At 72.6% G+C, this 25,747-nt stretch carries 22 protein-coding genes; 12 read left to right on the top strand and 10 right to left on the bottom strand.

Going from position 1 to position 25,747, the window contains the following annotated elements:
* Positions 1-7 precede the first annotated feature (7 nt).
* Positions 8-466, top strand: a complete 459-nt coding sequence (locus AB0F61_RS18695) for a hypothetical protein (protein ID WP_357811067.1) — start codon at positions 8-10, stop codon at positions 464-466.
* 512 nt (positions 467-978) lie between these two features.
* Here the strand turns inward: AB0F61_RS18695 and AB0F61_RS18690 are convergent.
* On the bottom strand, positions 979-1,656 hold the full coding sequence (locus AB0F61_RS18690) for a PIG-L deacetylase family protein (protein ID WP_357811064.1): 678 nt from the start codon (positions 1,654-1,656) through the stop codon (positions 979-981).
* A 199-nt stretch (positions 1,657-1,855) separates the two neighbouring features.
* Between AB0F61_RS18690 and AB0F61_RS18685 the strand changes: the two genes are divergently transcribed.
* From AB0F61_RS18685 to AB0F61_RS18660, 6 genes are all read left to right on the top strand, one after another.
* Positions 1,856-2,824 (top strand): DUF5715 family protein, encoded by a 969-nt coding sequence (locus AB0F61_RS18685; RefSeq protein WP_357811061.1) that lies wholly within the window; start codon positions 1,856-1,858, stop codon positions 2,822-2,824.
* 3 nt (positions 2,825-2,827) lie between these two features.
* The gene (locus AB0F61_RS18680; protein WP_357811058.1) at positions 2,828-4,429 is read left to right on the top strand and encodes an asparagine synthase-related protein; all 1,602 of its coding nucleotides are present in this window, start codon (positions 2,828-2,830) and stop codon (positions 4,427-4,429) included.
* 48 nt (positions 4,430-4,477) lie between these two features.
* Positions 4,478-5,296: a MerR family transcriptional regulator gene (locus tag AB0F61_RS18675; RefSeq protein WP_357811055.1), complete on the top strand. Its 819-nt coding sequence runs from the start codon at positions 4,478-4,480 to the stop codon at positions 5,294-5,296.
* 304 nt (positions 5,297-5,600) lie between these two features.
* Positions 5,601-8,294 (top strand): fibronectin type III domain-containing protein, encoded by a 2,694-nt coding sequence (locus tag AB0F61_RS18670; RefSeq protein WP_357811052.1) that lies wholly within the window; start codon positions 5,601-5,603, stop codon positions 8,292-8,294.
* Positions 8,295-8,329: 35 nt separating this feature from the next.
* Positions 8,330-9,238 (top strand): hypothetical protein, encoded by a 909-nt coding sequence (locus AB0F61_RS18665; protein ID WP_357811049.1) that lies wholly within the window; start codon positions 8,330-8,332, stop codon positions 9,236-9,238.
* Entirely contained in the window at positions 9,235-10,161 is a 927-nt protein-coding gene (locus AB0F61_RS18660; RefSeq protein WP_357811046.1) for a nucleotidyltransferase family protein, read from the top strand. The genes AB0F61_RS18665 and AB0F61_RS18660 overlap by 4 nt, the downstream gene beginning before the upstream one ends.
* Before the next feature lie 71 nt (positions 10,162-10,232).
* On the opposite strand, the gene AB0F61_RS18655 is transcribed toward AB0F61_RS18660, so the two are convergent.
* The 7 genes from AB0F61_RS18655 to AB0F61_RS18625 all read right to left on the bottom strand — a co-directional run bounded on the left by AB0F61_RS18655 (position 10,233) and on the right by AB0F61_RS18625 (position 16,223).
* Positions 10,233-10,514 carry a PqqD family protein gene (locus AB0F61_RS18655; protein ID WP_357811043.1) on the bottom strand — a complete coding sequence of 94 codons (282 nt, stop codon included), beginning with the start codon at positions 10,512-10,514 and terminating at the stop codon, positions 10,233-10,235.
* Positions 10,511-11,656, bottom strand: coding sequence for an asparagine synthase-related protein (locus AB0F61_RS18650; protein ID WP_357811040.1), 1,146 nt, complete (start codon positions 11,654-11,656; stop codon positions 10,511-10,513). Before AB0F61_RS18650 ends, AB0F61_RS18655 begins: the two co-directional genes overlap by 4 nt.
* 8 nt (positions 11,657-11,664) lie before the next feature.
* Positions 11,665-12,528, bottom strand: coding sequence for an ABC transporter permease (locus AB0F61_RS18645; RefSeq protein WP_357811037.1), 864 nt, complete (start codon positions 12,526-12,528; stop codon positions 11,665-11,667).
* Positions 12,525-13,139, bottom strand: coding sequence for an ATP-binding cassette domain-containing protein (locus tag AB0F61_RS18640; protein WP_357811034.1), 615 nt, complete (start codon positions 13,137-13,139; stop codon positions 12,525-12,527). Before AB0F61_RS18640 ends, AB0F61_RS18645 begins: the two co-directional genes overlap by 4 nt.
* Before the next feature lie 34 nt (positions 13,140-13,173).
* On the bottom strand, positions 13,174-13,329 hold the full coding sequence (locus tag AB0F61_RS18635) for a lasso RiPP family leader peptide-containing protein (protein ID WP_357811031.1): 156 nt from the start codon (positions 13,327-13,329) through the stop codon (positions 13,174-13,176).
* A gap of 118 nt (positions 13,330-13,447) precedes the next feature.
* Positions 13,448-14,659: an SLC13 family permease gene (locus tag AB0F61_RS18630; protein WP_357811028.1), complete on the bottom strand. Its 1,212-nt coding sequence runs from the start codon at positions 14,657-14,659 to the stop codon at positions 13,448-13,450.
* A 127-nt stretch (positions 14,660-14,786) separates the two neighbouring features.
* Positions 14,787-16,223, bottom strand: coding sequence for a hypothetical protein (locus tag AB0F61_RS18625; RefSeq protein WP_357811025.1), 1,437 nt, complete (start codon positions 16,221-16,223; stop codon positions 14,787-14,789).
* Positions 16,224-16,361: 138 nt separating this feature from the next.
* Here AB0F61_RS18625 and AB0F61_RS18620 point away from each other — a divergent pair, with 138 nt between their 5' ends.
* From AB0F61_RS18620 to AB0F61_RS18605, 4 genes are all read left to right on the top strand, one after another.
* On the top strand, positions 16,362-17,063 hold the full coding sequence (locus AB0F61_RS18620; protein ID WP_357811022.1) for a DUF305 domain-containing protein: 702 nt from the start codon (positions 16,362-16,364) through the stop codon (positions 17,061-17,063).
* A 97-nt stretch (positions 17,064-17,160) separates the two neighbouring features.
* Positions 17,161-18,372, top strand: a complete 1,212-nt coding sequence (locus tag AB0F61_RS18615; RefSeq protein WP_357811019.1) for a sensor histidine kinase — start codon at positions 17,161-17,163, stop codon at positions 18,370-18,372.
* Positions 18,369-19,034 (top strand): response regulator transcription factor, encoded by a 666-nt coding sequence (locus AB0F61_RS18610; protein WP_357811016.1) that lies wholly within the window; start codon positions 18,369-18,371, stop codon positions 19,032-19,034. Before AB0F61_RS18615 ends, AB0F61_RS18610 begins: the two co-directional genes overlap by 4 nt.
* 146 nt (positions 19,035-19,180) lie before the next feature.
* Positions 19,181-21,655 carry an FtsX-like permease family protein gene (locus tag AB0F61_RS18605; protein ID WP_357811012.1) on the top strand — a complete coding sequence of 825 codons (2,475 nt, stop codon included), beginning with the start codon at positions 19,181-19,183 and terminating at the stop codon, positions 21,653-21,655.
* Positions 21,656-21,804: 149 nt separating this feature from the next.
* On the opposite strand, the gene AB0F61_RS18600 is transcribed toward AB0F61_RS18605, so the two are convergent.
* Positions 21,805-23,067: a nucleotide sugar dehydrogenase gene (locus AB0F61_RS18600; RefSeq protein WP_357811009.1), complete on the bottom strand. Its 1,263-nt coding sequence runs from the start codon at positions 23,065-23,067 to the stop codon at positions 21,805-21,807.
* Positions 23,068-23,193: 126 nt separating this feature from the next.
* Positions 23,194-24,567: a serine/threonine-protein kinase gene (locus AB0F61_RS18595; RefSeq protein ID WP_357811006.1), complete on the bottom strand. Its 1,374-nt coding sequence runs from the start codon at positions 24,565-24,567 to the stop codon at positions 23,194-23,196.
* Positions 24,568-25,106: 539 nt separating this feature from the next.
* Between AB0F61_RS18595 and AB0F61_RS18590 the strand changes: the two genes are divergently transcribed.
* Complete coding sequence (locus AB0F61_RS18590; protein ID WP_357811003.1) at positions 25,107-25,739, top strand: RNA polymerase sigma factor; 633 nt, start codon at positions 25,107-25,109, stop codon at positions 25,737-25,739.
* Positions 25,740-25,747: the final 8 nt, after the last annotated feature.

Below are 25,747 nucleotides of genomic sequence, written 5' to 3'. Positions count from 1 at the left end.
TTGACCAGTGGGCAGCGAACAATCAGCCCCGAGAAGCCGCGAGCCGGCCGACGATGCCCGCCAGTTGCTGGAATGGCGGATAGAGCAGCGCCTCAACGCCCTCGAACGGCTGATCGACGCCAAGCTGGCGAATCTCAGCACCAAGATCGACGCGCAGGCCGCGCAGGTCGGGCTGGCCCTCGCGGCGGCCGACAAGGCGGTGACGAAGGCGGAGACCGCCACCGAGAAACGGTTCGAGAGCGTCAACGAGTTCCGGCAGACCCTCTCCGACCAGACCAAGACGTTCATCGCCAGGGTCGAGTTCGAGGTGGTGCGGGACAGCCACGCCAAGCATCTCGCCGATCTGGGCAGCCGGATGGACAAGATCGAGGGCAGGGGGGTCGGGCTCAACGCCGGGTGGGTCTATCTGGTCGGTGGGCTCACGGTCGTCGCCACGTTGACGGGCCTTGTCCTGGCGTTCGCCTAGGGTGCAGGAGGCGCCCGAACGCGGCGGAGGCGCTCCCGCCCGCTGGCCGGAAACTGCAGGTCGGAGGCAGCGCGGAGTCGGCGGGGCTGCGGTCGCTTCTGAACGTCGTCCAGTTCATGCGGCTACTTCTGTCCGCCCGGGCCGCAGGCGCTGATGCCTCGACCTGCCGACGTGGCGCTGTGGCCCCTCCACCGTAGGGCAGGGCGAGCGCGGCACCGGACACGCAAGGGGATCTCGCGAGGTGCCGGTCCGCGGTCGACTCGGCGGCCCCGGCCGCCGCCGCGCAACCCTCGGTAGCCACGGCTCGTGGATGACCGACTTCTTCGCCGGCTCCGGGTCGAACAGGCCCGGGCGCAGCCGCCAGGTGGCCGGCGGCCGGGTGTCACAGCTTCAAGATCCGCACAACTCCGGGGAAAGTGCTGGCTCCTGGCGCGCTGAGGCACCAACTTCACCGAAGTTGCGCGGATCTTGGCGGCGGGGCGCAGGAGGTGCGGCGGGGCGGGGGCGGTGGGTTAGGCCGGTGCGGGACGCCACAGGCCGACCTCGAAGGCCTCGCACAGCCCTCGGTCGCGGCCCGCCACCTGCGCCCACCACCGACTCTTGACCCGCAGGTACTCCTCGGTCATGTAGTCCCGGTCGAGGATCTGCCGGTACGCGGCGAGCGCCTTCATCTTGTCGCACCAGACGTCCGTGACGTCCACGAAGAAGGTCGGGCGGAAGTCGGTGGTGGCGAAGGTCGGGTGGCCGAGGAGAAGCATCGTCGGATGACGGTTGCGGCTGACGGTGATCCGCACGGCGTGGCAGATCGCGTTGTGGTCCTGGTTCTGCCCGGCGCCGGGGCCGTGGGTGATCACGACATCCGGGCGGCGAGCATCGATCAACTCGTCCGTGGTGGTGACCAGGTCCCCGTCGGTACGCAGGTCGTTGGAGGCCAGGTCGCCCACCTCGCCGGATGCCCCGAGGATCTCGCAGCACGCGTCGAACGCCTTGTCCCGGCCCTGCCCCCCGCGCGACAGGGCGGCGACGTGGACGTCCATCCCGGCCTGGGTCATTCGCGCGATGGTGCCGCCGCAGAGCAGCGCCTCGTCGTCCGGGTGCGCGACGATCACCAGAGCGGTCCGCAGTGTGGTCGTCGCGAAGGGATTCACCGCGCCAACCGATTCGTTCGCCGTCATCGAGGTGGAAGCCATTGACGAAGTATGGCGGCAATCCGTCAGCGTCTGATCACGCGCTGGTACGTACCGTGCCGCCGTTCGGCGTAGCGGTGAACGCGAGGTCCGGCTTCCTTAGGGGTTAATCGGAGGATTGTTCGGTCCATCCCGGTCCGGCTGATTACGGTGTGTTTCAGGGCGATCCACACGTGCCGTGAGCGGAGAAGGGAACCCCGTCATGCGAGTGCCCAGCCGTAGTCCGGGACAGCAACCTGGTTCGCCCGTCTCACCCACCGCGCCGCCCCGCCGCCGGCCCTCCGGCCTGACCCCGCGCCGCCGGTCCGCCACCGAGCCCGACCTGGCCGCCTACCGGGCCGCCGTCGCCGATCTGCTGGTCGAGGTGGGCGCCCTGGCCGACGCGGCGAGCACCCGGGCCCGCCAGGTGCTGGTCGACGAGCGGTTGCGCGAGCCGGCGCTCGCCGCCGTCCTCGACGCCACCCCCCAGGGGCTGATCGGGGCCCGCGAGACGCTGCTGCTGGAGATGGCCCGCTACCAGCCCAACGAGCGCACCTCGGCGCGTGACCTCAGCGCGCTGGTGCGGATCTACCTGCTCTCCCGCATCGACGTGCTGTGGTGGCAGGACGCCCCGACGTTCGTCACCGACGACCAGGTCAACGGCAGCGCCGACCTCGTCGACCTGGAGTGGCTGCGCCGCCGCGACCTGCTGCGTTTCCGCTACCAGGAGCAGCCCGCGACCCTGCTGGGCCGCGCCGCCCGCGGGCTTCGACGTCGGCTGCGCCCGGACGCCACCCCGCAGACCGCCGGGCTGCTGTTCCGGCGCGCCCGCCGGGAAGTGGTGGCGCTGCTCAACGACCTCGCGCGGGAGTTCGCCGCCGCCGCGCCGCCGAACACCCCGCCGCTGTGGGTGACCAGCCTGGTCCGCAGTGCCGAACACCAGTACCGGCTGCGCCGGCTGGGCTACGCCGCGATGCTGCCCAGCGGGCACTGCCTCGGCTACTCCGTCGACGTCGAGCTGAGCTGGTTCGAACGGTTCGGCGCGCGCCAGGCGCTTGCGGAACTGCTGCTGGCCCGGCAGGAGGCCGGTGAGATCAACGTGATCGACGAGGGGCAGGCGTGGCACCTGTGCCTCGCGCCCGCCGCCCGGCGCCGGCTGCGCCGCGCCTACGAGGCCGAGATGGGGGTCTGAGCCGTGTGCGGCATCGCCCTGAGCATCGGCCCCGAGGCCGACCCGGCGACCTTTCGGCGGATGCTCGCCGTCCTGGCCCCGCGCGGCGAGGTCACCGAAACCCGGTCCGAGCGGGGGCTGCTCGCCGGCACCCGCCGCCTGCGCGTCGTCGACCGGGACCGGGCGGTGCAACCGTGGACCTCGACCGACGAACGCTGGCTGCTCTGCTTCAACGGCGAGATCTTCAACTACCGGGAGCTGCGGACGCAACTGACCCGTCTCGGTCAGGCGTTCCGCACCGAGAGCGACACCGAGGTGCTGCTCGCCGCGTTCCAGCAGTGGGGCGAGGCCGCGGTGACCCGACTGCGCGGCGAGTACGCGTTCGCGGCCGTCGAGCGCAGCACCGGCCGGGCCTACCTGGCGCGCGACCCGCTCGGGGTCAAACCGCTGTACTGGTCCCGCCGGCCCGGCTGCCTGCACCTCGCCTCCGAGGTCAAGGCGCTCGTCGGGCACGGCGCCCCGATCGCCGAGGTGCCACCCGGGCACCACGGCTGGGCGGAGGCGGACGGGCACGTCCGCCTCAACCCGTACGTCGACCTGCTCACCATCGGCGCGGGCCTGCCGGTCATCGACGACCCGGACGAGGCCGCCCTGCTCGTCCGCGCCGCGCTGAGCGACGCCATCCGGATGCGGGTGGAGACCGACCTGACCGTCGGGGTGGTGCTCTCCGGTGGGCTGGACAGCTCGCTGATGCTGCGGCAGGTGCGCGACATCCACCCGGACTGCGTAGCGGTGACGGTCGGCGTCGCGGACAGCCCCGACGTCGCGTACGCCCGGCGGCTCGCCGCCGACCTCGACGTGCCGCACGTCGTGGTCGAGCTGCGCCCGCGCGACATCCGGCTCGCCGACGTGCGCGAGGCGATCCGGATCTCCGAGTTGACCGAGTACGGCGACATCATCAACGCGGTCGTCTCGGTACCGATCTTCCGCCGCCTGCGTGGGCTGGGCATCAAGGTGGTGCTGACCGGCGACGGCTCCGACGAGCTGTTCGGTGGGTATCCCATGTACCACCAGGTCGGCCCGGGCGCGGCCCGCCGGCTGTTCCTGCACCGGATCCGCAACCTGTGCCGGACGGAGTTGCAGCGGGTCGACCGGGCCGCCATGGGGCACGGGGTGGAGGCGCGGGTGCCGTTTCTCGACCTCAGCGTGGTGGAGTTGGCGATGCGGCTGCCGCTGCACCTGAAGCTGCGCGACGGGCAGGAGAAGTGGATCGTCCGGCGGGCGTTCGCGGACGTGCTGCCCGACTACATCCTGCGCCGCCCGAAGAACCCGATGTCGTACTCGTCGGGGTTGCACGAGCGGGTCCGGCTGTACAAGCCGCTCTTCGCCCGACTGCACCGCTCCTTCGGCTACGACCTGCAGGAGCCGGTGCGCCGCGACTTCGACACCGTGCTGAGCCGGTGTGGCAATGACCTCGACCGGGCCATCGCCGACGGGCTCGACCGGCCCGACTACACAGTCCTGGAGCACGCCCGCGACCTGGTCGGCGCCGCCAGGTGGAACGCCGCACCGATGGTCCGCCGGTTGGTCGGCCCGCGCCCGGCCCGCCGCTCGTCGGTCGGTTGACCCCACGCTTGACTCTGACACCGTGTCAGGGACGAGCGTGAGGGGACCATGTTCACCATCGGAGACTTCGCCCGACTGGGCCGGGTGTCGGTGCGGATGCTGCGCCACTACGACAGCATCGGGCTGCTGCGCCCGGCCGCCGTCGACAGGCACACCGGATACCGGTTCTACCGCGCGGACCAGCTTCGCCGGCTCAACCGGGTGATCGCCCTGAAGGAACTGGGCCTCACCCTCGAGCAGGTGCGGGTCATCGTCGACGACGCCGTCGACGTGGTCGAGCTGCGCGGCATGCTGCGGCTGCGGCGTACCCAGTTGGAAGATCAACTGGCTGCGGACACTGCCCGGCTGGCCGCGGTCGAGGCGAGGCTCCGGATGATCGAGTCGGAGGGCACGATGAGTACGCAGGACGTCGTCCTGAAGGAGATCGCACCGGTGCGCGTCGCGGAGCTGACCGCGCTCGCGCCGAGCTACCAGAGCCAGGACATCGGCCCGGTGATCGGGCCGCTCTACCCGGAGTTGTTCCGCCGGCTGGCCGACGCCGGGATCACCCCGACGGGGCCGGCAATCGCCTGGTACGAGCCGGCCCCCGACGGCGACGCGGTGCTGGTGCACGCCGGGGTGACCGTCGGCGCGGCGACAGTTGCCGATGTCGAGGTACGCGACCTGCCCGCCCTGGGCGCCGCCGCGACGATCGTCCATCACGGCGCGATGGACGACGCCGACCAGAGCATGCAGGTGCTCGCGCGCTGGATCGACGACAACGGCTACCGCGCCGACGGCTTCGCCCGCGAGGTGTACCTGGACTACAGCCCGGACCAACCGGAGCAGGGCGTCACCGAGCTTCAGCTCGCGGTGCGCCGGGACTGACGCGGCCCTGCCGTCGCGTCCGCCGTGGAAAGGACGCGACGGCAGTCGCAATTCGGACAGCCTCCGCCCACGGCTGGACACTTTCCTCACCCTAATGTGGCCTGACCTGGGAAAACTGGTAGGAGTGAATAGAGATCAGTCACTCAATACGCGAAAATCATTCCGTGAGTGACGGTCGGATTTCCGCCAGTCGCCCTGCGGCCGGGGGTAGCAGGCGCGTGGCCGCCGAGGACCATCAGCCGGTCGCCTGCCTCCTTCCCCCGTTCGCGGTGGCCCTCATCCCCGGGAGAGGGAGAAAATTTTCATGTCCCCAGTGCTCCGTGCCCGTCCACGGGCCGTCACGGCATGCGCCGCAATCCTGGCGCTGATCGTCAGTCTGCTCGTCGCCCCCACGGCGGCCTCGGCTCGCGCACCGAGTCGCACCCCCACACCCGCGTCCGCGCCGGTGGCGGCGCCGGCCGTCACCGCGCAGCGAATCGCCGAGCTGGCCGCCCCGGCGCAACCACCGGCCGCCCCGGCTCGGCCCACCGCGTCCTGGCGTGCCGGGACGGCGACGGTGAACTGGAAGGCGCCGGCTGACGGCGGGTCGGCCCTCAGCGGGTACGTGGTCACCGCGTACCGCAACGGCAAGAAGGCGAAGACTGTCGCCTTCGACGAGTCGAAGACCACCCAGAAGATCGAGGGTCTGACCGCCAGGGCCACCTACACCTTCACGGTCGCCGCGAAGAACGCGGAGGGCGTCGGCCCGGCCAGCAAGCCCTCCGCTGGTGCCAAGATCATGGCGCTACCCGGTGCGCCGACAATCGTCGCGGTCACCGCCGACACCGCCACGGCGCTGGTGAGCTGGACCCCCGGTTCCACCGGCGGCTCACCGATCACCAACTACATCGTCACCCCCTGGGTGAATGGCGTGCGCCAGCCCGCCCAGACCTTCGGACCGTCCACCACCAACACCGTGACCGGGCTGGTTCCCACCACCCCCTACCGGTTCACGGTGGCCTCCCGCACCGCCGAGGGCACCGGCCCCGACTCGCCGCTGTCCGACCAGGTGATCGCGAACGTCTCGCCGACGCTGCTGTTCGACCACCCGACCGAGGCGACCGTGGGCATCGCCTACGTGGCCACCCTGAACATCACCCACGGTGTGCCCCCGTTCACCTGGTCGGTCGCCTCGGGCACACTGCCACCGGGGATGCTGCTCAACCCGCAGACCAACGGCATCTCGGGCGTGCCGACCACCCCCGGGGAATACCCGGTGGTGATCAGGGTCGTCGACGCGAACGGTCAGACCGGCACCCGACTGATCGTGCTGGTGGTCAACCTGGCACCGACACTGACCTTCCCGGCCCCGCCCCTCGGTGAGGTCGACGCGCCGTACGCCGAACAGCTCAACGTGGTGGGTGGCACGGCGCCGTTCACCTGGGGGCTGTCCGCCGGCTCGCTGCCGCCCGGCTTGACCCTCGACGCGGCTTCCGGCCTGCTGTCCGGCCGACCGACCGCGGTCGGCGCCTACCCGGCGACGGTGAAGGTGACCGACGCCAACGGCCGCAGCGCCACCCGCGCCATCCGCATCCTCATCCAGGCCGAGAGCGTGGCCACACTTACCGCGTCCACGAACGCCACCACCTTCGGCACGGCGGTGCAGTTCCAGGTCATCGTCGGCCCCGGCGTCGCCGAGGGTAGCGTCACCCTCATCGACGAGTTGCCCAACGGGGTGGAGACCCCGCTCGGCACCTTCCCGCTGGCCCTCAACGTGGCCAACTTCGAGATCTACGTACCGGCGTTCGGGCACAACCAGTTCCGGGCCCAGTACGACGGGACCGGGCCGTTGGGTGAGGCGGTGTCCAACGAGGTTGCGATCGAGGTCTCGGCGCTGCCCCGCCAGGTGGTCATCGACCAGTTCGCACAGTCCGGCATCAGCGGGCTCACTGACCAGTTCGTCTCGGTCGTCAACAGCACAGCGATCAACCTGCCGATCGCCGGCTTCAAGGTCGAGGCGCCGGGTGGGCTGTCCATCACCATCCCGGGCAGCGCCCGGCCGCTGGGTCCCCGACGCGGCTTCCTGATCGCGGCGACCAACTACTCCCTGTTCAACATCCAGCCCGACCTCATCGTCCCCAGCCTCGGCCAGGGCGGGCTACGGCTTGTTGCTCCGGACGCGGCGAACACGGTCACCGACCGGGCCGGCTCGACACCCGGCTTCTCCGAAGGCCCGCCACTGCCCGCCTTCAACGCGCCACCGTTCGTCCCGCACGCCTGGAACCGGCTCCGGGTCGCCAGCAACCTCCAGGACACGGCCAACAACCAGGCCGACTTCCGGCTGGTCGCCACCGTGCTCGGCCCGATCAACGGGGTCCCGTCCACCCTCGGCAGCCCGTCGCCGCAGAACACTCTCGGCACCTACCAGCAGAACGCCTCGATCCAGTCGACGTTGTTCGACCCGAACGTGGCCGTGTCGGCTGCCCCCAACCGGATTCGCACGGCGAACAGCCTGGTGATCCGGCGGACCCTGACCAACCGGTCCAGCGCCGCGATCACCCAGGCCCGGGTCCGGATCACGTCACTGAGCGCGGAGAACGGGGCGCCGTACCCCGGCGGACCGTCACCCGTGGTGCACTCCAACCTGAGGTTGGTCAACCCGTCCAACCCGACGACGTCCATCACCATCAGTGACGGCCGGACGCTGCTGGTCCGGAATCTGGTCATGGACTCGCCAGCGACCAACCCACCGGGTGGTGGGTTGGGCACCACCCTGACGATCCCGTTCGACCTGGGTGGTCTGGCACCGGGCGCGTCGGTGCACGTCGCGTTGACCTTCGCGGTGGACACACCCGGATCGTGGTGGGTGGCGTACGACGTGGACGCGATCGGCGGGGGAATGGTCCCCACGGTGGCGGCGTCGGCGAAGGGCGCCAAGGCGGCCAAGCAGCGCGCGGCGGAGGCCAAGTGGCTCAGGGAGTCGCAGAAGTTGAGGGTCGACAGCGGCACCATCCGCTGACGCTCAGCGAATAGGGGTGCGGGTGGCGTGTCACCATGAGCGCCACCCGCACCGTGCCGTTGCCCATGATCGTTGAGCAGACGATGAGCGGGGAGATCATGCCGACACCCGGCCGAGCCGTCTACGGGCTTCTGGTCCACGGCCTGGACGGGGTGTCCGAGCTGCGCCCGGCCGAGGGCGTGGCCCTCGACTGGCCCGCCGTCCGGGTCGACCAACTGCACGTACCGCCACCACCGCCGGTGCCCCTGGACGACCGGCGGGGCACCCGCATCCTCGCCGACGGGCGCACCCTCGCCGTGGACCGGCTGCGGGGCACCGCCACCTTCTACGGTCCGCCGCTCGCCCCGGACGTGCTGGCCCACCCGTACCTCGCGCCGGTGGCGACGACAGTCAACAGGTGGGCGGGGCGGGAGACGTTCCACAGTGGCGCGTTCGTGAGCGCCGGCCGGGCCTGGGCGGTGCTCGGCCCGCGTACCGCTGGCAAGAGCAGCCTGCTCACCGCCCTGGCAGCGCGGGGGGTGCCGATCCTGACCGACGACATCCTGGTCGTCGAGGGCGCCGACGCCTTCGCCGGCCCGCGCTGCGTCGACCTTCGGCAGCCGGTGCCGGGCGCGGGCCTGCCCACCCGACCGGTCCGGGCCGGCGACCACCTGCGGGTGGGGCTGCCCCCGATCGCGCCCCGCGTCCCCCTGGGCGGTTGGTTGTTCCTGCGCTGGGGTGCCGCGGTGACCCTGACCCGGCTGCCCGGCGTCACAGTGCTGGCCCGGCTCGCCAGCCAGCGGTCGTTCGGGCAGTTGCCCTCCGATCCGGCCGTGCTGCTGTCGCTCGCCGCCCTGCCGGCGTGGGAGCTGACCCGACCGCGCGTCTGGGCCGCCCTCGACGACACCCACCGGCTGCTCGCCGACACCGTCGTAGCCACCTCGGCCGTGGGAGCGACCCGGTGAGCGCCCTGCCGGAGGCGGTCCGCTGCCTGAGCCTCGACACGGCCGCGGCCCGCGTCACCGCCGCACTTGCCGACCACGGCGTGGAGGCCGTCCTGCTCAAGGGGGCCGGGCTGGCCCGCCGGCTGGGCCAGCAGCGACACCGCGTCTACACCGACGTCGACCTGCTGGTCGCGCCGGCCTCGTTCGACCTCGCGCAGCGGACGCTTGCCGACCTCGGCTGTTCCAGCGCGCTCCCGGAGGGCCGGCCCGACCACCGGTCGCACTGGTACGAGCGCCCGTGGCGGCTGCCCGGCCCGCTGGCGCTCACCGTCGACCTGCACCGCGGTTTCCACGGGGTCGCCGATGCGGAGGCGCTGTGGACCGGGCTGTGGCACTCGGCCGAACCGATCAGGCTTGCCGGCGGCCTGGTGCCGGTGCCGGACGACGCGGGTACCGCCCTGCTGGTGGCCCTGCACGCCGCCGCACCGGGTCGCTCCGACCGGCCGCGAGCCGACCTGCGGCGGGCGCTGGAGGTCTTCCCCGTCGACACCTGGCGGTCGGCGGCCGACCTCGCCGCCCGGACCGGCGCACTGCCGTCGTTCGCCCTCGGCCTGCGCCTGACCACGGCGGGCGCGGCCCTGGCCGGCACGCTGGCCCTGCCCCGGCAGGGCACGCCGGCGCTGTGGCTGCGGGCCCACCGCGCCTCGCCCGCCGCCCTGACCATCGCGCAGCTCGCCGAACTGCCACGTGTGGCCGACCGGCTGCGGCACCTCGGCCCGCGACTGTTCCCGACACCGGCGTCGATGCGGCACGCCAGCCCGCTGGCCCGACGTGGCCCGGGCGGGTTGCTGCTGGCATACCTGAGCCGGTTGGCCCGCAACGCGGGACGACTCCCGGCCGCGCTGCGTGAGGTGCGCGCGGCCCGGCGCGGCGATCGCGCCTGACCACCACCCGGCCGCGCTGGCGGGCCGAGCTGTCCGGCATCACCTGATGTCCGTCGGGCCGGCGGAGTCGGTCAGGGCCGCTCGACCAGCAGCCCGTGCCCGCGCAGGTCCGCCAGGAACGCCGCCACGTCGGCTCGGGCCCGCTCCCGGTCCACCGGGGCGGTCTCCACCAGTGCCGTGACCAGCTCGGTGCTGGTGGCCCCGGTCGCCAGTCGTCGCCACAGCAGCGCGCCGGTGGCGTCCAACCCGAAGTAGACCGAGTTGCGGGTGTCCAGCACGACCACCTCGTCACCGGCGACCCGCCAGGCCACCCGGTCCGGGTCGATCCGGTGCACGATCTCCTGCTCTGTCACGACCTGACCTCCACGTCGATGTCGGAACGCTCCGGCCGGCCGGCCGAGTCGGGCGGGTTGGCGGCCAGCCAGAGCTGTTGGACCAGGCTGGCGGTGCCACCGGGGATCGGCCACTGCGACCAGAGCGCCCGCAGAGCCTCGGCGTCCACCAACTCCTCGTCGGCGCCGGAGCCGTCCCAGGAGCGGACGAACTCCCGGGTCGGCGTCCGGAAGAACACCTCGAGGAAGCGGGCCTTGCGGCGCGGGGCGGTGACCTCGGCCGGGAGGGCGCCCTGGACGATCTCCGCGAGCAGCCGGTCCCGGCCGATCCCGCGGTGGTCGCCGTACCGCAGCGCCAGCGCGGCCAGGAATGCCTCGTCGAGCAGCGGCTGGACCGCGATCGCCCGGTGCTCGGCGGCCAACGCGGCCAGCGCCGAGCAGGTCATCCGCAGGTCCCGCCGCCGGGTGTGCCAGGCGATCCGCTGTCGCAGGCGGCGCGGCTCGGCACGCTGCTCCGCGCGTTGCGCGCGGTGCGCCTCCCGGGCGACCGTCGCACGCAGCCAGGGGAACACCTCCGCCGGCCCCTGCCGGGTACGCGCGGTGTGCCGCAGCCACCACAGCCGGCCGCGCAGCGAGGTCGCCGGCGGGCGACGCCACCCGGCCAGGATCTGGTCGCCGCCCGCACCGGTGAGCAGCGCGCCGCCGGTGGCCAACTCGGCGATGGGCAGGTGCAGGTGAAGGTTGACCGGATGGACCACCCCGTGGCGGTGCAGCAGCCGGCGGGCCACCGGCCCGATCAGGTCAAGATCGTCATCGGCCCGCAGGATCTGCCACGACCCGCCGATTCCCAGTGCCGTGATCACCCGTTGCTGCCAGTCCGACTCGTCGGCCCGGGGGGCCGCGGTGAACCGCCAGGTCACCGGGACCGGGTCCGGGAGCCCTTCGCGGCGGGCCGCCCGGACGGCCACCGCCAGGATCAGCGACGAGTCCAGCCCGCCCGAGAAACTGACCACGCACGGCGGGCGGGACAGGCCGGCCAGCACGGCGGCGTCGAGCGCGTCCAACGGGTCCGGTACGCCGGTCGGCACGGGCCGACGCGGCCGTGGCGCGGCGACACCGAGCAGCGTTCCGGTGGCGAGGTCGAACGGTGTCGGACGGAGCATGTCGTACCTCAATCGCGTTTCAGGGCGCCGCGGCCGGCGGCGACCCGCAGCGCTCCCGCGAAGGCCCAGCTCGACAGCGGTAGCAGGAGCGCGGTGGCACCGAGCAGCGCGCCGGCCGACCAGGCCCAGTCGCCGCCGGCCAGCGCCGCGCGCAGGCCGTCCAGGGCGATCCGGCTGGGCAGCACCGCGGTCAGCTCCGGCAGGGGGCCGGGGAGTTCGGAGACCGGGAAGTACGTGCCGGACACGAAGGTGAGCCCGACGACGGCCAGCCGGGCGGCGGCGTCGCCGTGCCCGACGGCGACGGTGAACGCCGCGAGTGTGATGCCGATGCCGAGCACCGACGCGGTGCCGGCGATCAGCAGCACCGCCACTCCCCACCAGTCGGCCCGGCCGGTGTGCAGGCCGAGCACGGTGCCGAGGATGGTCAGGTAGACGCAGGAGCGCAGCAGGGCGAACAGGAACGGGTAGCCGGCGGTGCCGATGGTCAGCGCGGTGACCGGCACGGGTTGGGCGGCCAGCAGCTCGAGCGTCCCGCTGCGTTGTTCCCGGATCACCCGGCCGGTCAGTTGCGTGGTGGCGGCCTGCAGGACGAGCAGGAAGGTGATGCCGACCGCCACGAAGTCGAAGTAGCTGGGCGAGTGGGCGAGGTCGGTGCCCGAGGACGGGGTGAGTACCCGGGAGATGAACAGGAAGACGACCAGGTTCACCACCCCGAAGGTGAGGTCCAGCAGCAGCGGCAGCCGGAACTGCCGGGGGTCGCCGAGATCACGGCGGACCAGGGCGAGGATCATCGCGACCGGGCTGGCGGCCGGACGACCGACCGGTCGGCTGGTGGTCGCGGCCGAGGCGGTCGGCGTGGTCGGCGTCGTCATCGGGTGGCCGTGAGGGTCAGGGCGGACTGGCACCGATCGCGGTCGTCGGCGAGGTGCGACGCGATCACGCAGCTCAGCTCGGGCCGCCGGTCGAGCGCCTGCCACAGCAGCAGCCTCGACGTCTCGTCGAGGGAGCGGCCCGGCTCGTCGAGCAGCAGCAGCGTGGGTTCGGCGACGAGGGCCCGCGCGATGCTGACCCGGGCCCGCATTCCCGCCGAACACCGTTGCACGGGCACGGTGGCGTAGCCGGCCAGGTCCAGTTCGGCTTCCACCCGGGCGACTGCCGCGCGGACGGCTCGCCGTGGCAGCCGGAGCCGGGCGACGAGTGTCACGTTCTCCCGCGCCGACAGTTGCTCGTAGAGGCCCTGTTCCGGGGTGAGGCAGACACCCGTCAGGCGTCGGGCGGGCAGTGAGCCGACCGGGTGGCCGCCGACGGTGGCCTGTCCGGCGCTGAGGGTCAGCGTGCCGGACAGGCACCGCAGCAGCGTGGTCTTGCCGGATCCGTTGTTGCCGCCCAGGAACACTCGGGCACCGACCGGGACGTCGAGGTCCAGGTCGGTGAAGATCACCCGACGACCGAACCGACGCTGTGCCCGGCGGATCGTGAGCACCGGCGGCCCTCCCACGGTGGCGGGCGGTGGCGGTTCAGAGCGAACCGTCGCCGCCGCCACCCAGGCCGTCGTCCGGACCGACGGTGCCCCCCTTGGTCAACTCGGCGAGCGTGCCCAGTCGCTTGATCGTCGGCGGGCGGTAGTCCGAGGGGGCTGTCTGGGCCGGGTCCAGCTCGCGGTGCGCTGTCATCGGTTCTCCTACTCGTATCGGTGTTGAGCCAGCATAACGGTCATCCCGCCCTTCAGGCCGATAACACGTCTCGGCGGGTCATACACCGCAACAGGGCGAGAACCATTCAATAGTGGCCTCAGCTCACCAGCAGCAACGCGCCGACCGCGGCGAGCGTGCCGGTCACCGCGAGCAGGGTGCTGGTCAGCACGAACCGGGTCAACGGCACCGCCACCCCGGCCGCCCGGCACCGCTCGAACCACAGCAGGGTGGCAAGCGACGCCCAGGGGGCGGCCAGCGGGCCGACGTTGGTGCCGATCAGCAGGGCCAGCAGGCGGGTGTGGTCGGTGGTCGGCAGCACCGCCTCGCCGGCCAGATAGGCCGGCAGGTTGTTCACGCCGTTCGCCAGCAACGCGCCGGTGCTGCCGGCCCGCAGCGCGCCGAGCGCCCCGTCGTCGGCGCCGAGCAGGCGGGCGACCAGGTCGTCCAGCCCGTGCTGACCGAGGGTCTGCACCACCAGGAACAGGCCGACGACGAAGAGCAGCAGCCGCACCGGCACGAGCTGGAGGCGCAGCGTGCCGGGGGAGCGGACGACGAACCCGACAAGCACCAGCGCGAGCGCGACGGCGGAGGCCAGACCGATCTCGACCCCGGCGAGGATGCCGGCGACGAAGAGCAGGCAGCCGGCGAGCGCGACGCGGTGCAGCACCGGGTCCGCCGGCACGTGCGGGGCCGGCGGTACGAAACGCCCGCCGGCCGGGCGATCCCGGCGCCACCACGCGTACCAGAGCAGCGCCATGGTGACCGCCACCGCGGCGAGTTGCGGCAGCGCCATCCGCTCGGCGTAGGCCAACGGGGTCAACCCGACCCGGTCGGCGGCCAGCAGGTTTGTCAGGTTCGACACCGGCAGCAGCAGGCTGGCCGTGTTCGCCAGCCAGACCGTGGTGACGGCTAGCGGGCCGGCCGGGACGCGCAGGTTGCGGGCCAACGCGAGCAGCACCGGGGTGAGCAGCACGGCTGTGGTGTCGAGGTTGAGCACGAGGGTGGTGAGCGTGGCGAGGCCGCCGCAGAGCAGGAACAGCGCCGCCCACCTGCCCCGGGAGGCGATGGACAGTCGGCTGGCCAGCACGTCGAAGACGCCGGCCACCGCTGTCAGTTCGGCGAGCACGATCACGGTGCCGAGGAAGAGCAGCAGCGGCAGGATCCGGTGCAGGGTGGCGGTGGTCTCCGCCCGGGGCAGCAGCCCGCTCAGCGCGCAGCCCGCGCCGGCCACCGCCAGGACGACCGCCACGAGGTCGAGCGGGTGGGGATGCCAGCGCACGGACGGCTCGGGCGGGGCTGCGAGTTTCACGTCTGGTCACGGTGGCACAGCCGGCGCCCCGTCGGCCGGCAACCCCCGCCCGGGTGACGGGTCACACCCGCGTGGCCGAGCCCGGCCCCCGCAGGTGGGGGACCGGGCCCGGTGTGGTGCGCGGTGCCTACCAGCCCAGGTAGCTGGGCTGGGTCTGCACGTTGAGCTCGTTGTAGCGGGTCAGCTTGGCCGTCCAGGTCCGCCAGTCGTTCAGCTCCAGGACGTCCAGGCCCTTCACCATGTCGTTGGAGTAGATGTGGCCGTTGTAGTAGTACGCGGACCAGGTGCCACCGCCGACGAACGTGTCGGCCGAGAGCGGGCCGCGCTCCCAGAAGGCGATCTCCTTCGGGTTGGCCGAGTCGGTGAAGTCCCAGACCGAGATGCCGCCCTGGTACCACGCCTGGACCATGATGTCCCGACCGAGCACCGGGACCAGCGAGCCGTTGTGCGCCACGCAGTTCTCGGTGTCCGCGTTGGCCCGGGGGATCTTGTAGTAGCTGCGGAAGGTCAGCGTCCGGTCATTGCCGCGGCCGGCGATGTCGTAGATGGCGTCCGCGCCCCGGTTCGGTCCGATGGCCGCGTTGCAGGTCGCCGCCCCGCCGCCACCCAGCTCGTCGGTGAAGACCACCTTGGTGCCCGAGTTGTTGAAGGTGGCCGAGTGCCAGAACGCGAAGTTGACGGTGTCCCGGACCCGGTTGATGACCCGGGGCGCCTCCCGGTTCTTGATGTCGAGCAGGATGCCGTCACCCATGCAGGCGCCGGCGGCCAGGTCCTTCGACGGGTAGGCGGTGATGTCGTGGCAACCGGTCGTCGCCGAGCCGGTCTCGCTGCCGGGGAAGCCGCCGTCCGGGAAGAGGTTCGGCGTCGCGACCACGGCGGCGTCGGTGGGCTTCTTCACCGGCACCTTGATGATCGAGATGGAGTCGTGCGGTGGCTGGCAGTCCGGGAATTCGGCCCGCGGGCTGTACGACGAGACGTACAGGTAGATGGCCTTGCGGTCCTTGCCCGGCACCAGGGTGTGGGTGTGCGAGCCGCAGGCCGTCTCGACGGACTTGATGTACCGCGGGTTGGCCTTGTCCTTGATGTCGAAGACCTTGATGCCCTCCCAGGACCCCTTCACGTCCGCCCCCTGCGTGGTGCTGTTGCAGGAGTCGTCGCTGCGCGAGGAGTCGGTGGAGAGGAACAGCAGGTCGCCGTGGACGGAGATGTCGTTCTGCGACCCCGGGCAGAGCACCCGGGCCGTGACCGTCGGGGCGCTGGGCCGCGAGATGTCGTAGATGACGAAGCCGTTGTAGTTGCCGGCGTACGCGTACTTGCCCTGGAAGGCGATGTCGCTGTTTGTCGCGTCCAGTGGGGCGACCTTCGGCACGTTGGCGATCTGACGCAGGTTGGGGCTGCTGACGATTTCGTCGACGCCGGGGATCGTGTTGGCAGTGGGCGCCGACGGTGGCGCCACCTGGGCGTTGCTGGCCGGGGCGACGAGCGCGCTGGCGACGAGAAGCCCGGTCGTGGCGAGCGCCACGATGCGCAGGTGTCGTGGCCGTGGCATGTGGAGTCTGATCATCGGCGAGGCCCTTCGCAAGGGGGAGACGATGGTCGACACCTTACCGCCCGGGGATGATCGTCGATGTGATGCGGGTCACACCTAAGGGCCTGTGTCAATGGATAGCATCGCGATGACCTCGACTCCAGGGAGTGGCCCATGACCGATCGGCGCGCACGAACCCTGGCGATCGTCACACTGGCGCTCATGCTCGCGCTTGTGGCTTTCGTCGTGAGCCGCCCCGGGGGCGACGCCGCGACAGGCGCCGCCCAGTCGGCGTCCGCGCCCGCGTCCGCCTCGCCGACAGCCAGCCCGGTCCCCACCGACCTGACAGTCATCGCGCCCGGCCGCCCAGGCGAGGCCGCGGCCACCCGCGCGGCCCACGAGGTCCGCGACGCCGGCCCCGCGCCGCACAACTCGTTGGACGTCTTGTTCGTCCGGATGATGATCCCGCACCACGCGCAGGCGCTCGCGATGGCGGAACTCGCCGGAGACCGCGCTGCCGACCCCGACATCCGCGCCCTCGCCGAGCGCATCCGGGCCAGCCAGGGACCGGAGATGGGCATGATGCGGGGCTGGTTGCAGACCCGCGGCCTTCCGGCGGAGGCCGAGGGGCACGACCACGGCGCCATGCGCGGCATGCAGTCGCCAGAGGCGATGCGGCAGCTCGCCGCCAGTCGTGGCGCCGAGTTCGACAGGCTCTTCGTCAAGATGATGACCGAGCATCACGAGGGTGCCATCGAGATGGCCACCAACCTGCTCACTGTCGGTTCCGACCTCACGCTCAACGAGTTCGCCACCTCGGTCGCCACCGAGCAGACCGTCGAGATCGACCGGATGCGCGAGGTCCTCGGCCGCTGAGCCGCGTCGGTCGGGCCGACCGCCAGGATCGAGCACGATCCGGCCCGGTCGACCCAGGCCGAGGCGCGAGGGTCACCTCTGCCGGCACGTACGCTGGGTGACCGTGAGACGTACGGTGTTCGGTCGCCCCCTGCGCGGCGTCGCCTTCGACGGGGCCGTCTCCGCAGTGGTGGCCCTCATCGGGCTGGCCGGCGCGGCGAACCTGGCGGGTGGTTGGGCCGCCGCGCTTGTCTGTCTGGGGATGGCGGTGGCGCTGCTGTTCCGCCGCGCGCACCCGGGCGCGGTGACCGTGGTGATCGCCGCGCTCGGCCTCGTGCAGGTGATCGCCCAGTGGGGGCCGCTGCCGTTCGACGTCGCCGTCCTGATCGCGCTCTACAGCGTGGTGAAGTACGGCGAGCGGCTGCGCGCCGCGGTGCTCGCCGGTGTGGCCGCCGCCGTGGGGGTGGTGCTCGCCGCCGTGCAGACGCCGGGCGTGATAAGCGTGTGGGTGACCGCGCTGTGGTACGCGCTTGTCACCGGCGCGGTGTGGTTGGTCGCGCTGAACGTGCGGACCCGCCGGCTCTACGTGCTCAGCCTGGAGGAACGGGCCACCACCCTGGAACGTGAACGGGAGGCCGAGTCCCGGGCGGCGGTCGCCGAGGAGCGCACCCGGATCGCACGTGAGCTGCACGACGTGGTCGCCCACAGCCTGGCGGTGATGATCGTCCAGGCCGACGGCGCCCGGTTCATGCTCGACCGTGACCCCGCCCAGGCCCGTACCGCCGTGAAGGTGGTCGCGGACACCGGCCGGTCGGCGCTGGAGGAGATGCGCCGGTTGGTCGGCGTCCTGCGCGACGCCGGCCCGGCCGGCGGCGACGGGCTCGTGGCGGCCGCCGACCCGGAGCACCGGCGCCTGGCGCTGGCCGAGCTGCCCGACCTGCTGGCCCGCTTCGGTGACGCCGGGCTGCACATCCGCAGCACCGTCACCGGCGAGCGGCCGGCCCTGCCTCCAGGGTTGGAGCTGACCGTCTACCGGGTGGTGCAGGAGGCGCTTACCAACGCGCTCAAGCACGCCGGCGTCGGCGCCGTCGTCGAGGTTTCCCTGACCCACACCGCCGAGGCCGTCGAGGTCCGGGTGCGCGACGACGGTAGGGGCCGCCCGCTGGTCAGCCCGGCACCGTCCGGCGGTCACGGTCTGCTCGGCATGCGGGAGCGGGTGACGGTGTACGACGGCAGCCTCACCGCCGGCCCTCGGCCAGCCGGGGGCTGGCAGCTCGACGTCCGGCTACCGCTACCGTCGGAGCCGGCAACGGAGGTGATCGCGGCATGACGGTCCGGGTGGTGATCGTGGACGACCAGGCGCTGGTCCGCGCCGGGTTCCGGATGGTGCTGGACTCCCAGCCCGACCTGGAGGTGGTCGGTGAGGCGATCGACGGCGCGGACGCCCTGCGGGTGCTCGCCCGCACCGAGGCCGACGTGGTCGTGATGGACATCCGGATGCCCACCATGGACGGGGTGGAGGCGGCCCGGCGGCTCTGCGCCGACCGGCCCGCGGGCCCGCCCCGGGTGCTGGTGCTGACCACCTTCGACACCGAGGCGGACGCGTTCGCCGCGCTCCAGGCCGGGGCGAGCGGGTTCCTGCTCAAGAACGTCCCGCCGGAGGAGCTGTTGGCCGCGATCCGGGTGGTGGCCCGGGGTGACTCGGTGGTGGCCCCGTCGATCACCAGACGGCTGCTGGACCGGTTCGCCGGGCAACTCGGCGCGGCCCCGAGCGCGGACCCACGCCTCACGCAGCTCACCGAACGGGAGCGGGAGGTGCTGCTGCTTGTCGCACAGGGCCTGTCCAACGCGGAGATCGCCGCCCGCGTGCACGTGGCCGAGGCGACGGTGAAGACCCACGTCGGTCGCATCCTGGCGAAGCTCCAGTTGCGCGACCGGGTCCAGGCGGTGGTCCTGGCGTACGAGAGCGGGCTGGTGACACCCGGCGGATGACGCCGCGTACGACCTGGGTCGTAGGGGGCGGCGGGCACACCGCGACCCGGGACGCACGCAGGTCGAGCGCGCAGGTGGAGATCAACCCACCGCCTCCGGCCATAGCGTCGGAGGGGTCCGATCCGCACCTGCACCGGGAGCCCCGCATGATCCGCCTGACCCTGCGCTCGTTGCGTGCCGAGGCGCTGCGCATGCTGCTCTCCGCGCTGGCCGTCGTGCTCGGTGTCGCGTTCGTCGCCGGCACGATGATCTTCGTCGACGGGATGCGCGCCGGGGCGTACGAGCGGGCCGGCACCTTCGACCGGCACACCGACCTGGGTGTCTACTCGGCCGGCCAGGAGTTGCTGCCCCCGGCCCTCGTCGACCGGGTGCGTGCGGTCGACGGGGTGGCCGCCGCCGCCGGCGAGCTGACAAACACCGCCGGGGTCCTCGGCTCCGACGGCCGTCCGGTGCTCGGCTTCACCATGCTCGTGGCCATCCCCACCGAGCAGGCGCTGCGCTCGTACGACGTGGTCGCCGGCCGACTGCCCGACCGGGCCGGGGAGGTGGTGCTCGACGCGCCGACGGCGGCCGAGGAGGGCTTCGCCCTCGGCGCCGAGGTCCGCGTCGGCGGCAGTGGCGGCGCGGCCCGCCCGTACACCCTGGTGGGCACTGTCGACGTGGCCGGCACCGTCCGCGACGTCGGCGGCCCGTTCGTCGGCCTGGTCGGGCCGGACGCGTTGGCCCTCACCGGCCAGCGGGGTTACGGCCGCATCATGGTGGCGGCCCGACCGGGCGTCTCCGTCGCGGCGGTGACCGAGCGGGTGCGTGCCGTGGCCGGCGGCGAAGCCACGGTCAAGAGTCGTCAGCGGATCCTCGACGAGGCGGTCGAGGAGGCGGTCCGCAACGCGGACCAGTTCCGGATGCTGCTGTTGATCTTCGTGGCGGTCGCCGTGGTGGTGGCCGGCTTCGTGATCGCCAACACCTTCGCGATCGTGCTGGCACAGCGCACCCGGCGTACCGCGCTGCTGCGCCTGATCGGCGCCACCCGGGGGCAGGTCTTCCGGTCCGCCCTGTTGGAGTCCGCGGTGCTCGGGTTGGTCGCCTCCGCGTTCGGGGTGCTGCTCGGGGTGGCCCTCGCCGGCGGGCTGCGGCTGCTGATGTCCCAACTGGACGTGCTGGGCGCCGGTGGCCTCACCGTGACCGGTTCGACGGTGCTGACCGGCCTGGTGCTGGGCACCGGGCTCACCGTGTGCGCCGCCCTGCTGCCGGCCTGGCGGGGCACCCGGATCGCGCCGGTGGCCGCGCTCACCGACGCGGCGGTGCAGCCGAGCCGGGGCGCCGGTCGGCTTCGGTTGGCCTTCGGCGCGGTGCTGCTGGGCGTCGGTGTGGCCGCGCTGGCCGGCGCCGCCAGCGCCCGCCAGTTGGTGCTCGTGGCGGCGGGCGGGGTGCTCACCTTCTTCGGGATCGTGCTGTTCGGGCCGGTGCTCGTCCCGGCGCTGGCCCAGGTGTTCGGTTGGCCGGCCCGTCGTGTCCTCGGGGCGGTCGGTGCGCTGGCGGTGGCCAACACGGTCCGCAATCCGCGGCGGGTCGCCGCGACCGCCACCGCCCTGGTGATCGGGATCGGACTGGTGTCGGCCTTCATGGTCGGCGCGCGCAGCACCAAGGACGGCATCGAGCGCAGCGTGGACGCCCAGATCGGGACGGACTTCGTGGTCAGCGGAATCGGTCAGGACCTGCCTGCCGCGCTCACCGGCGAGCTGGCCGCCCGCCCCGAGTTGGGGGTCGTGCACGAGCAGCGCCACACGGTCGTCGCCGACGTCGAGATCCGGGCGGCCCACCCGGCGCTGGTCAGCCGCACACTGGGCGGGGTGCTGGCCGGCGACGCCACCCGGGTCGGGCCCGGGCAGGTGCTCGTGCACCGGGAGTTGGCGCAGGCACGCGGCCTGCGGGTCGGCTCCCCGGTGACCGTCGCGCAGCGGTCGTTCCGGGTGGCGGCGGTGGTCACCGACGACACGCCCGCCGACGGCGCGCCCGCGGGTCACGTCATCGACATGGCCGACGCGGACTTCGCCGCGCTCTTCCCCGGTCAGCGGGGCTTCCTGGCCGAGATCGACCCCGCCGCCGGGGTGAGCGCCGAGCAGGCCCGGGACGCCATCGAGGCGGTGCTGGCCCGCTACCCGACGGTGAACCTGATGGACCAGGGCGCGTACAAGAAGATGCTCACCGGCACGGTGGACATGCTGCTCGCCTTCGTCACCGCGCTGCTCGGCCTCGCCGTGGTGATCGCCCTGGTCGGCGTGGCCAACACGCTGAGCCTGTCGGTGGTCGAGCGGACCAGGGAGAACGCCGTGCTGCGGGCGGTCGGGCTCACCCGGGGACGCATGCGGGCGGTGCTCGCCGTCGAGGCGGTGCTGATGGCGCTCGTCGGTGCGGTGCTCGGTATCGGGCTGGGCACCGGCGTCAGCGCCTCGGCGATGGCCCTGCTGACCCGCCTCGGCGGGGACTTCCACCTGGTGCTGCCGCTCGGCCAGCTCGGGCTGATCCTCGGCGTCGCGGTGCTGGCCGCCCTGCTGGCCTCGGTCCTGCCGGCCCGCCGGGCGCTGTCCCGCCCGGTCGTCGAGGCGCTCGCCGACCAGTGACCGACTCTGCCGGCCTCGCCGACTGTGCCGCCGGTCGGTGTGGCCGGCCGACCACACCGACTCTGCCGCGCCCCCGGAGGCGGGAACGGACATCCGCCGGCCGGCCCCGCCGTCTTTCCCGGCGGCGGGACCGGCCAGCGGTGCCGGGTCTACAGGCGCTCGACCATCGGGCCGACGCACCGGTTGCGGGTGTCGAAGACGTAGCGCGCGTGCTGGACCACCAGGTCGTAGTCGAAGCTGTCGTGGTCGGTGACCACCACCACCGCGTCGGCGGCGCGGACCTCGTGCTCGGTGAGCCCGACCACGGTGACCCCCGCCGGGATGTGGTGCGCCTCGGCGTACGGCTCGACCGCGTGCACCTCGGCGCCCAGCTCCCGCAGCCGGAGGGCCACGTCGACCGCGGGGGAATCGCGCATGTCGCCGGTGTTCTTCTTGTACGCCAGACCGAGCAGCAGCAGCCGGGCGCCGCTGACGGCCCGACCGTCCCGGTTCAGGCCCGCCATGATCCGCTGCGCGACGTGCTCGGGCATCTCGTGGTTGATGTCGTTGGCCAGCTCGATGAACCGGAACTGCCGGCCGAGGCGACGTTTGACCTGCCAGGACAGGTAACACGGGTCGATCGGCAGGCAGTGCCCGCCGACTCCGGGCCCGGGCCGGAACGGCATGAACCCGAACGGTTTGGTCTCGGCGGCGTCGATCGCCTGCCAGACGTCGATGTCGAGGTGGTGCGAGAGCATGGTCAGCTCGTTGATCAGTGCGATGTTGACCTGCCGGAAGGTGTTCTCGATCAGCTTGGTCAGCTCGGCCACCTGGGTCGAACCCACCGGCACGGTACGTTCCACGAGGCGCTTGTAGAACTCGTCCACCCTGGCCAGCGACGCCGCGTCCACGCCGGAGACCACCTTCGGCGTGTTCTCCAACCGCCACGTCGGGTTGCCCGGGTCGATCCGCTCCGGGCTGTAGCCGAGGTGGAAGTCCCCGGGGCTGCGCAGCCCACTTGCCGACTCCAACAGGGGGCGCAGCAACTCCTCCGTGGTGCCCGGGTAGGTGGTCGACTCCAGGATCACCGTGCACCCCGGGCGGACGTACGGGCCGATGCCCACACCGGCCTGCTCGACGAAGCTCAGGTCGGGGGTGCCGTCGCGCAGTGGGGTCGGCACGGTGATGACACAGATGTCGAAGCCTTCGGCGTCGGTGTACTCCGTGCTGGGGTGGTACCGGCCGCTACCCAACGCGCGGCCCAGCCGGTCGGTCGGGATGTCCTCGACGAACGACTCGCCGGAGGCGAGACGCTTCACCCGGTCGGCGTCGACGTCGAGGCCGACGACGTCCAGCCCCGCCTCCACCGCGCGCATGGCCAGCGGCAGCCCGACGTATCCCTGACCGATCACGACCAGCTTTTCAGCGTTCACCGAGGCTCCCGCGGCAGTAGGTGGAAATGACCTGCTGAGGAGCCTAGAGGGGTGTTCGACGACGCAAGTCCGTTTTGGGGATATCGGTGCTGGTGGGACTATCCGCGCTGGATGAAACCGGCGCGCTCAGTTGCCCGCCGGTACCTCCGGACCGGTCGACGGGCTCTCCGGCACGTTCGACGGGGGCAGCGACGGCGGGGTCGTCGGGTCGCTCGGCGGGCTGGTGGTCGGCGGGGTGGTCGCCGCCGGTGTCCCCGTCGGCGTCGGCGGGCTGGTCGTCTGGCTGGGTTGCGTGCTCGGCGGGGCGGAGATCGACGCCGACGGGGAGTTGCCGGGTGCCACCGGCCGGTCGGGCCGCGTCGGGCCACCGGTGGCGATCTGCTCGTTGCCCGCTGGCAGGTCCAACGGGCCGCTCGGCGCCGCCGTCGGCGAGCTGGTCGGCAGCTTGACCGCCGGGTCCTCGCTGGCCCTGCGCGTCGTGCCCAGTGCCACCCCGAGCCCGATGAGCGCGACAAGCACGGCCACCGCCGCGCCGACAAGCGGACCCCGCCGTCGCCGCCCGTCCTGGCCCCCACCGGCCACCGCCGCGCCGGCCGGCACGTCGGTGCGGGTGCCCGGCCCGGCGTCGCGCAGCGGAACGGCCGACGCCATCGCGGTCGGCGGCTCGCCGCCGGTGACCGCGGTCCGGGCGGCCTCGGCCATCGCCGCGCCGCTGCTGAAGCGGTCCAGCGGGTCCTTCGCCAGGGCCCGGGACACCAGGGCGCGGACCGCCTCCGGAATGTCGTGCGGCAGCTCCGGCGGCTCGTCGTCGAGGTGTCGGACGGCAACCTGGAGCGGGTTGTCACCGGTGAACGGCGGACTGCCGGTGAGGCAGCAGTAGGTCACCGCGCCCAGCGCGTAGATGTCGGTGGCACCGCTCACCGGGCGGCCGGCGGCCTGCTCGGGGGCCATGTAGAGAGCGGTGCCGGGCACCGCGTTGGTGCTGGTGATGCTGGTGATGTCGAGCGAACGCGCCACGCCGAAGTCGACAAGGACGACAGTGCCGTCCTCGAGCACCAGCAGATTGCTGGGCTTGACGTCGCGGTGCACGATGCCGCCGCGGTGCGCCGCGTTCAGCGCCGCGGCCGCCTGGGCCACGATCGACATCGTCTCGGCCACGTCGAGCCGGCCGGCCGTCTCGATCCGCTTGGACAACGGCTCGCCGGCCACGAACTCCATGACCAGGTAGTCCGCCCGCCCGGCACCGTCGGGCAGGTCGTCCGCGCCGCAGTCGAAGACCTGCACGATGCCGGGGTGCCGCAGCGCCGCCATGATCCGGGCCTCGGCCCGGAACCGGGCGATGAAGTCGGGGTCGGAGACCAGTGTCGGCAGCAGCACCTTGACCGCGACCTGCCGGCCGAGGATCAGGTCCGCGGCAAGCCAGACGTCGCCCATGCCGCCCGTGGCGACACGTTCGTCCAGGCGGTACCGACCGCTGAGCACGACCTCCGATGACAACACCGCAATACCGTACCCAGAGTGGCGCGCGGGAGCGTGACACGGGCCGTCCGCCGAACGAGTGACATCGGCGGCGCGTCCGGCTGACCTGTGTGGACACCGCATCCCTGTGACGGTGCGACAACGTCTGGTGACGAAAAGTGACATATTTCGGCGTGCTGGCGCCCGACGCTTGCCGAAAGGCGTACCGCAGCCTGGTTTGCGCCATCTGGTCACGGGCAGTGACGACGACACGCCGGCCGGCGGAGTTGATAATTGTCACTCTTCCGTGACAACGTGCCGGGTTGCCGGGGCGTTGGCCCCGTCCTAGCGTTAGCCCGGCTCGGGCCGCCCCGGTCATCTCGACCGTCGGCGTGCCGAGCCGACGACCCTGGCATCGGCCCACCAGACACCCCGGCCCGACGACCTCGGTCACGGGTGCGATCAGATCGGCGGAGGGCGGTGCGGGGGCGGGTGTTGAGCGGGCGGACGATGCGTACCGCGTGGTCTGCCGCACCGCGGCGGAGCACCGCGGCACGAGCCAGGCAAGCCACGGGCCGCCGATGACCGGCGAGCTGTCGCAGGCGGTCAGCGCGGCGCAGGCGGGGGACGAGGACGCCTTCCGCCTGCTCTACCGCAGCCTCCAGCCGGGTCTGCTGCGCTATCTGACCGCGCTGGTCGGCCCGGACGCGGAGGACGTAGCCTCGGAGACCTGGCTGCAGATCTCCCGCGACCTGCCCACCTTCACCGGTGGCGAGTTCCGCGCCTGGACCGTCACCATCGCCCGCAACCGGGCGATGGACCATTTGCGCCGGCTGCGCCGCCGACCGTCCCTGCCGGTCCCGGTGCACGCGCTCGTCGACCTCGCCAGCGAGGCCGACACCGCCGAGGGCGCCAGCGAGACGATCGGCACCGAGTCCGCCCTGGCACTGATCGCCACCCTGCCTCCCCGCGAAGCCGAAGCAGTCCTGCTGAGGGCCGTGATCGGGCTGGACGCGGGCTCCGCCGGCCGGGTGCTGGGCCGGCGTGCCGGTGCCGTCCGGACCGCCGCCCACCGCGGTCTGCGACGGCTCGCGGCCGTGCTGGAGCGGCAGCGCGAGGCCGAGCCGTCCGTCGAGGTCGACGGGGTGCCGCAACCACGCACGGGCGGCACCCCCTCCCTGCGGGCACCGCACGCCGAGCCGGCGGACGGCTGACGTGAGGG

Origin of the sequence: Micromonospora sp. NPDC023888 (assembly GCF_040639415.1) — a bacterium.
Lineage (GTDB): Bacteria > Actinomycetota > Actinomycetes > Mycobacteriales > Micromonosporaceae > Micromonospora.
This window is presented reverse-complemented; position numbering and strand designations above follow the sequence as displayed.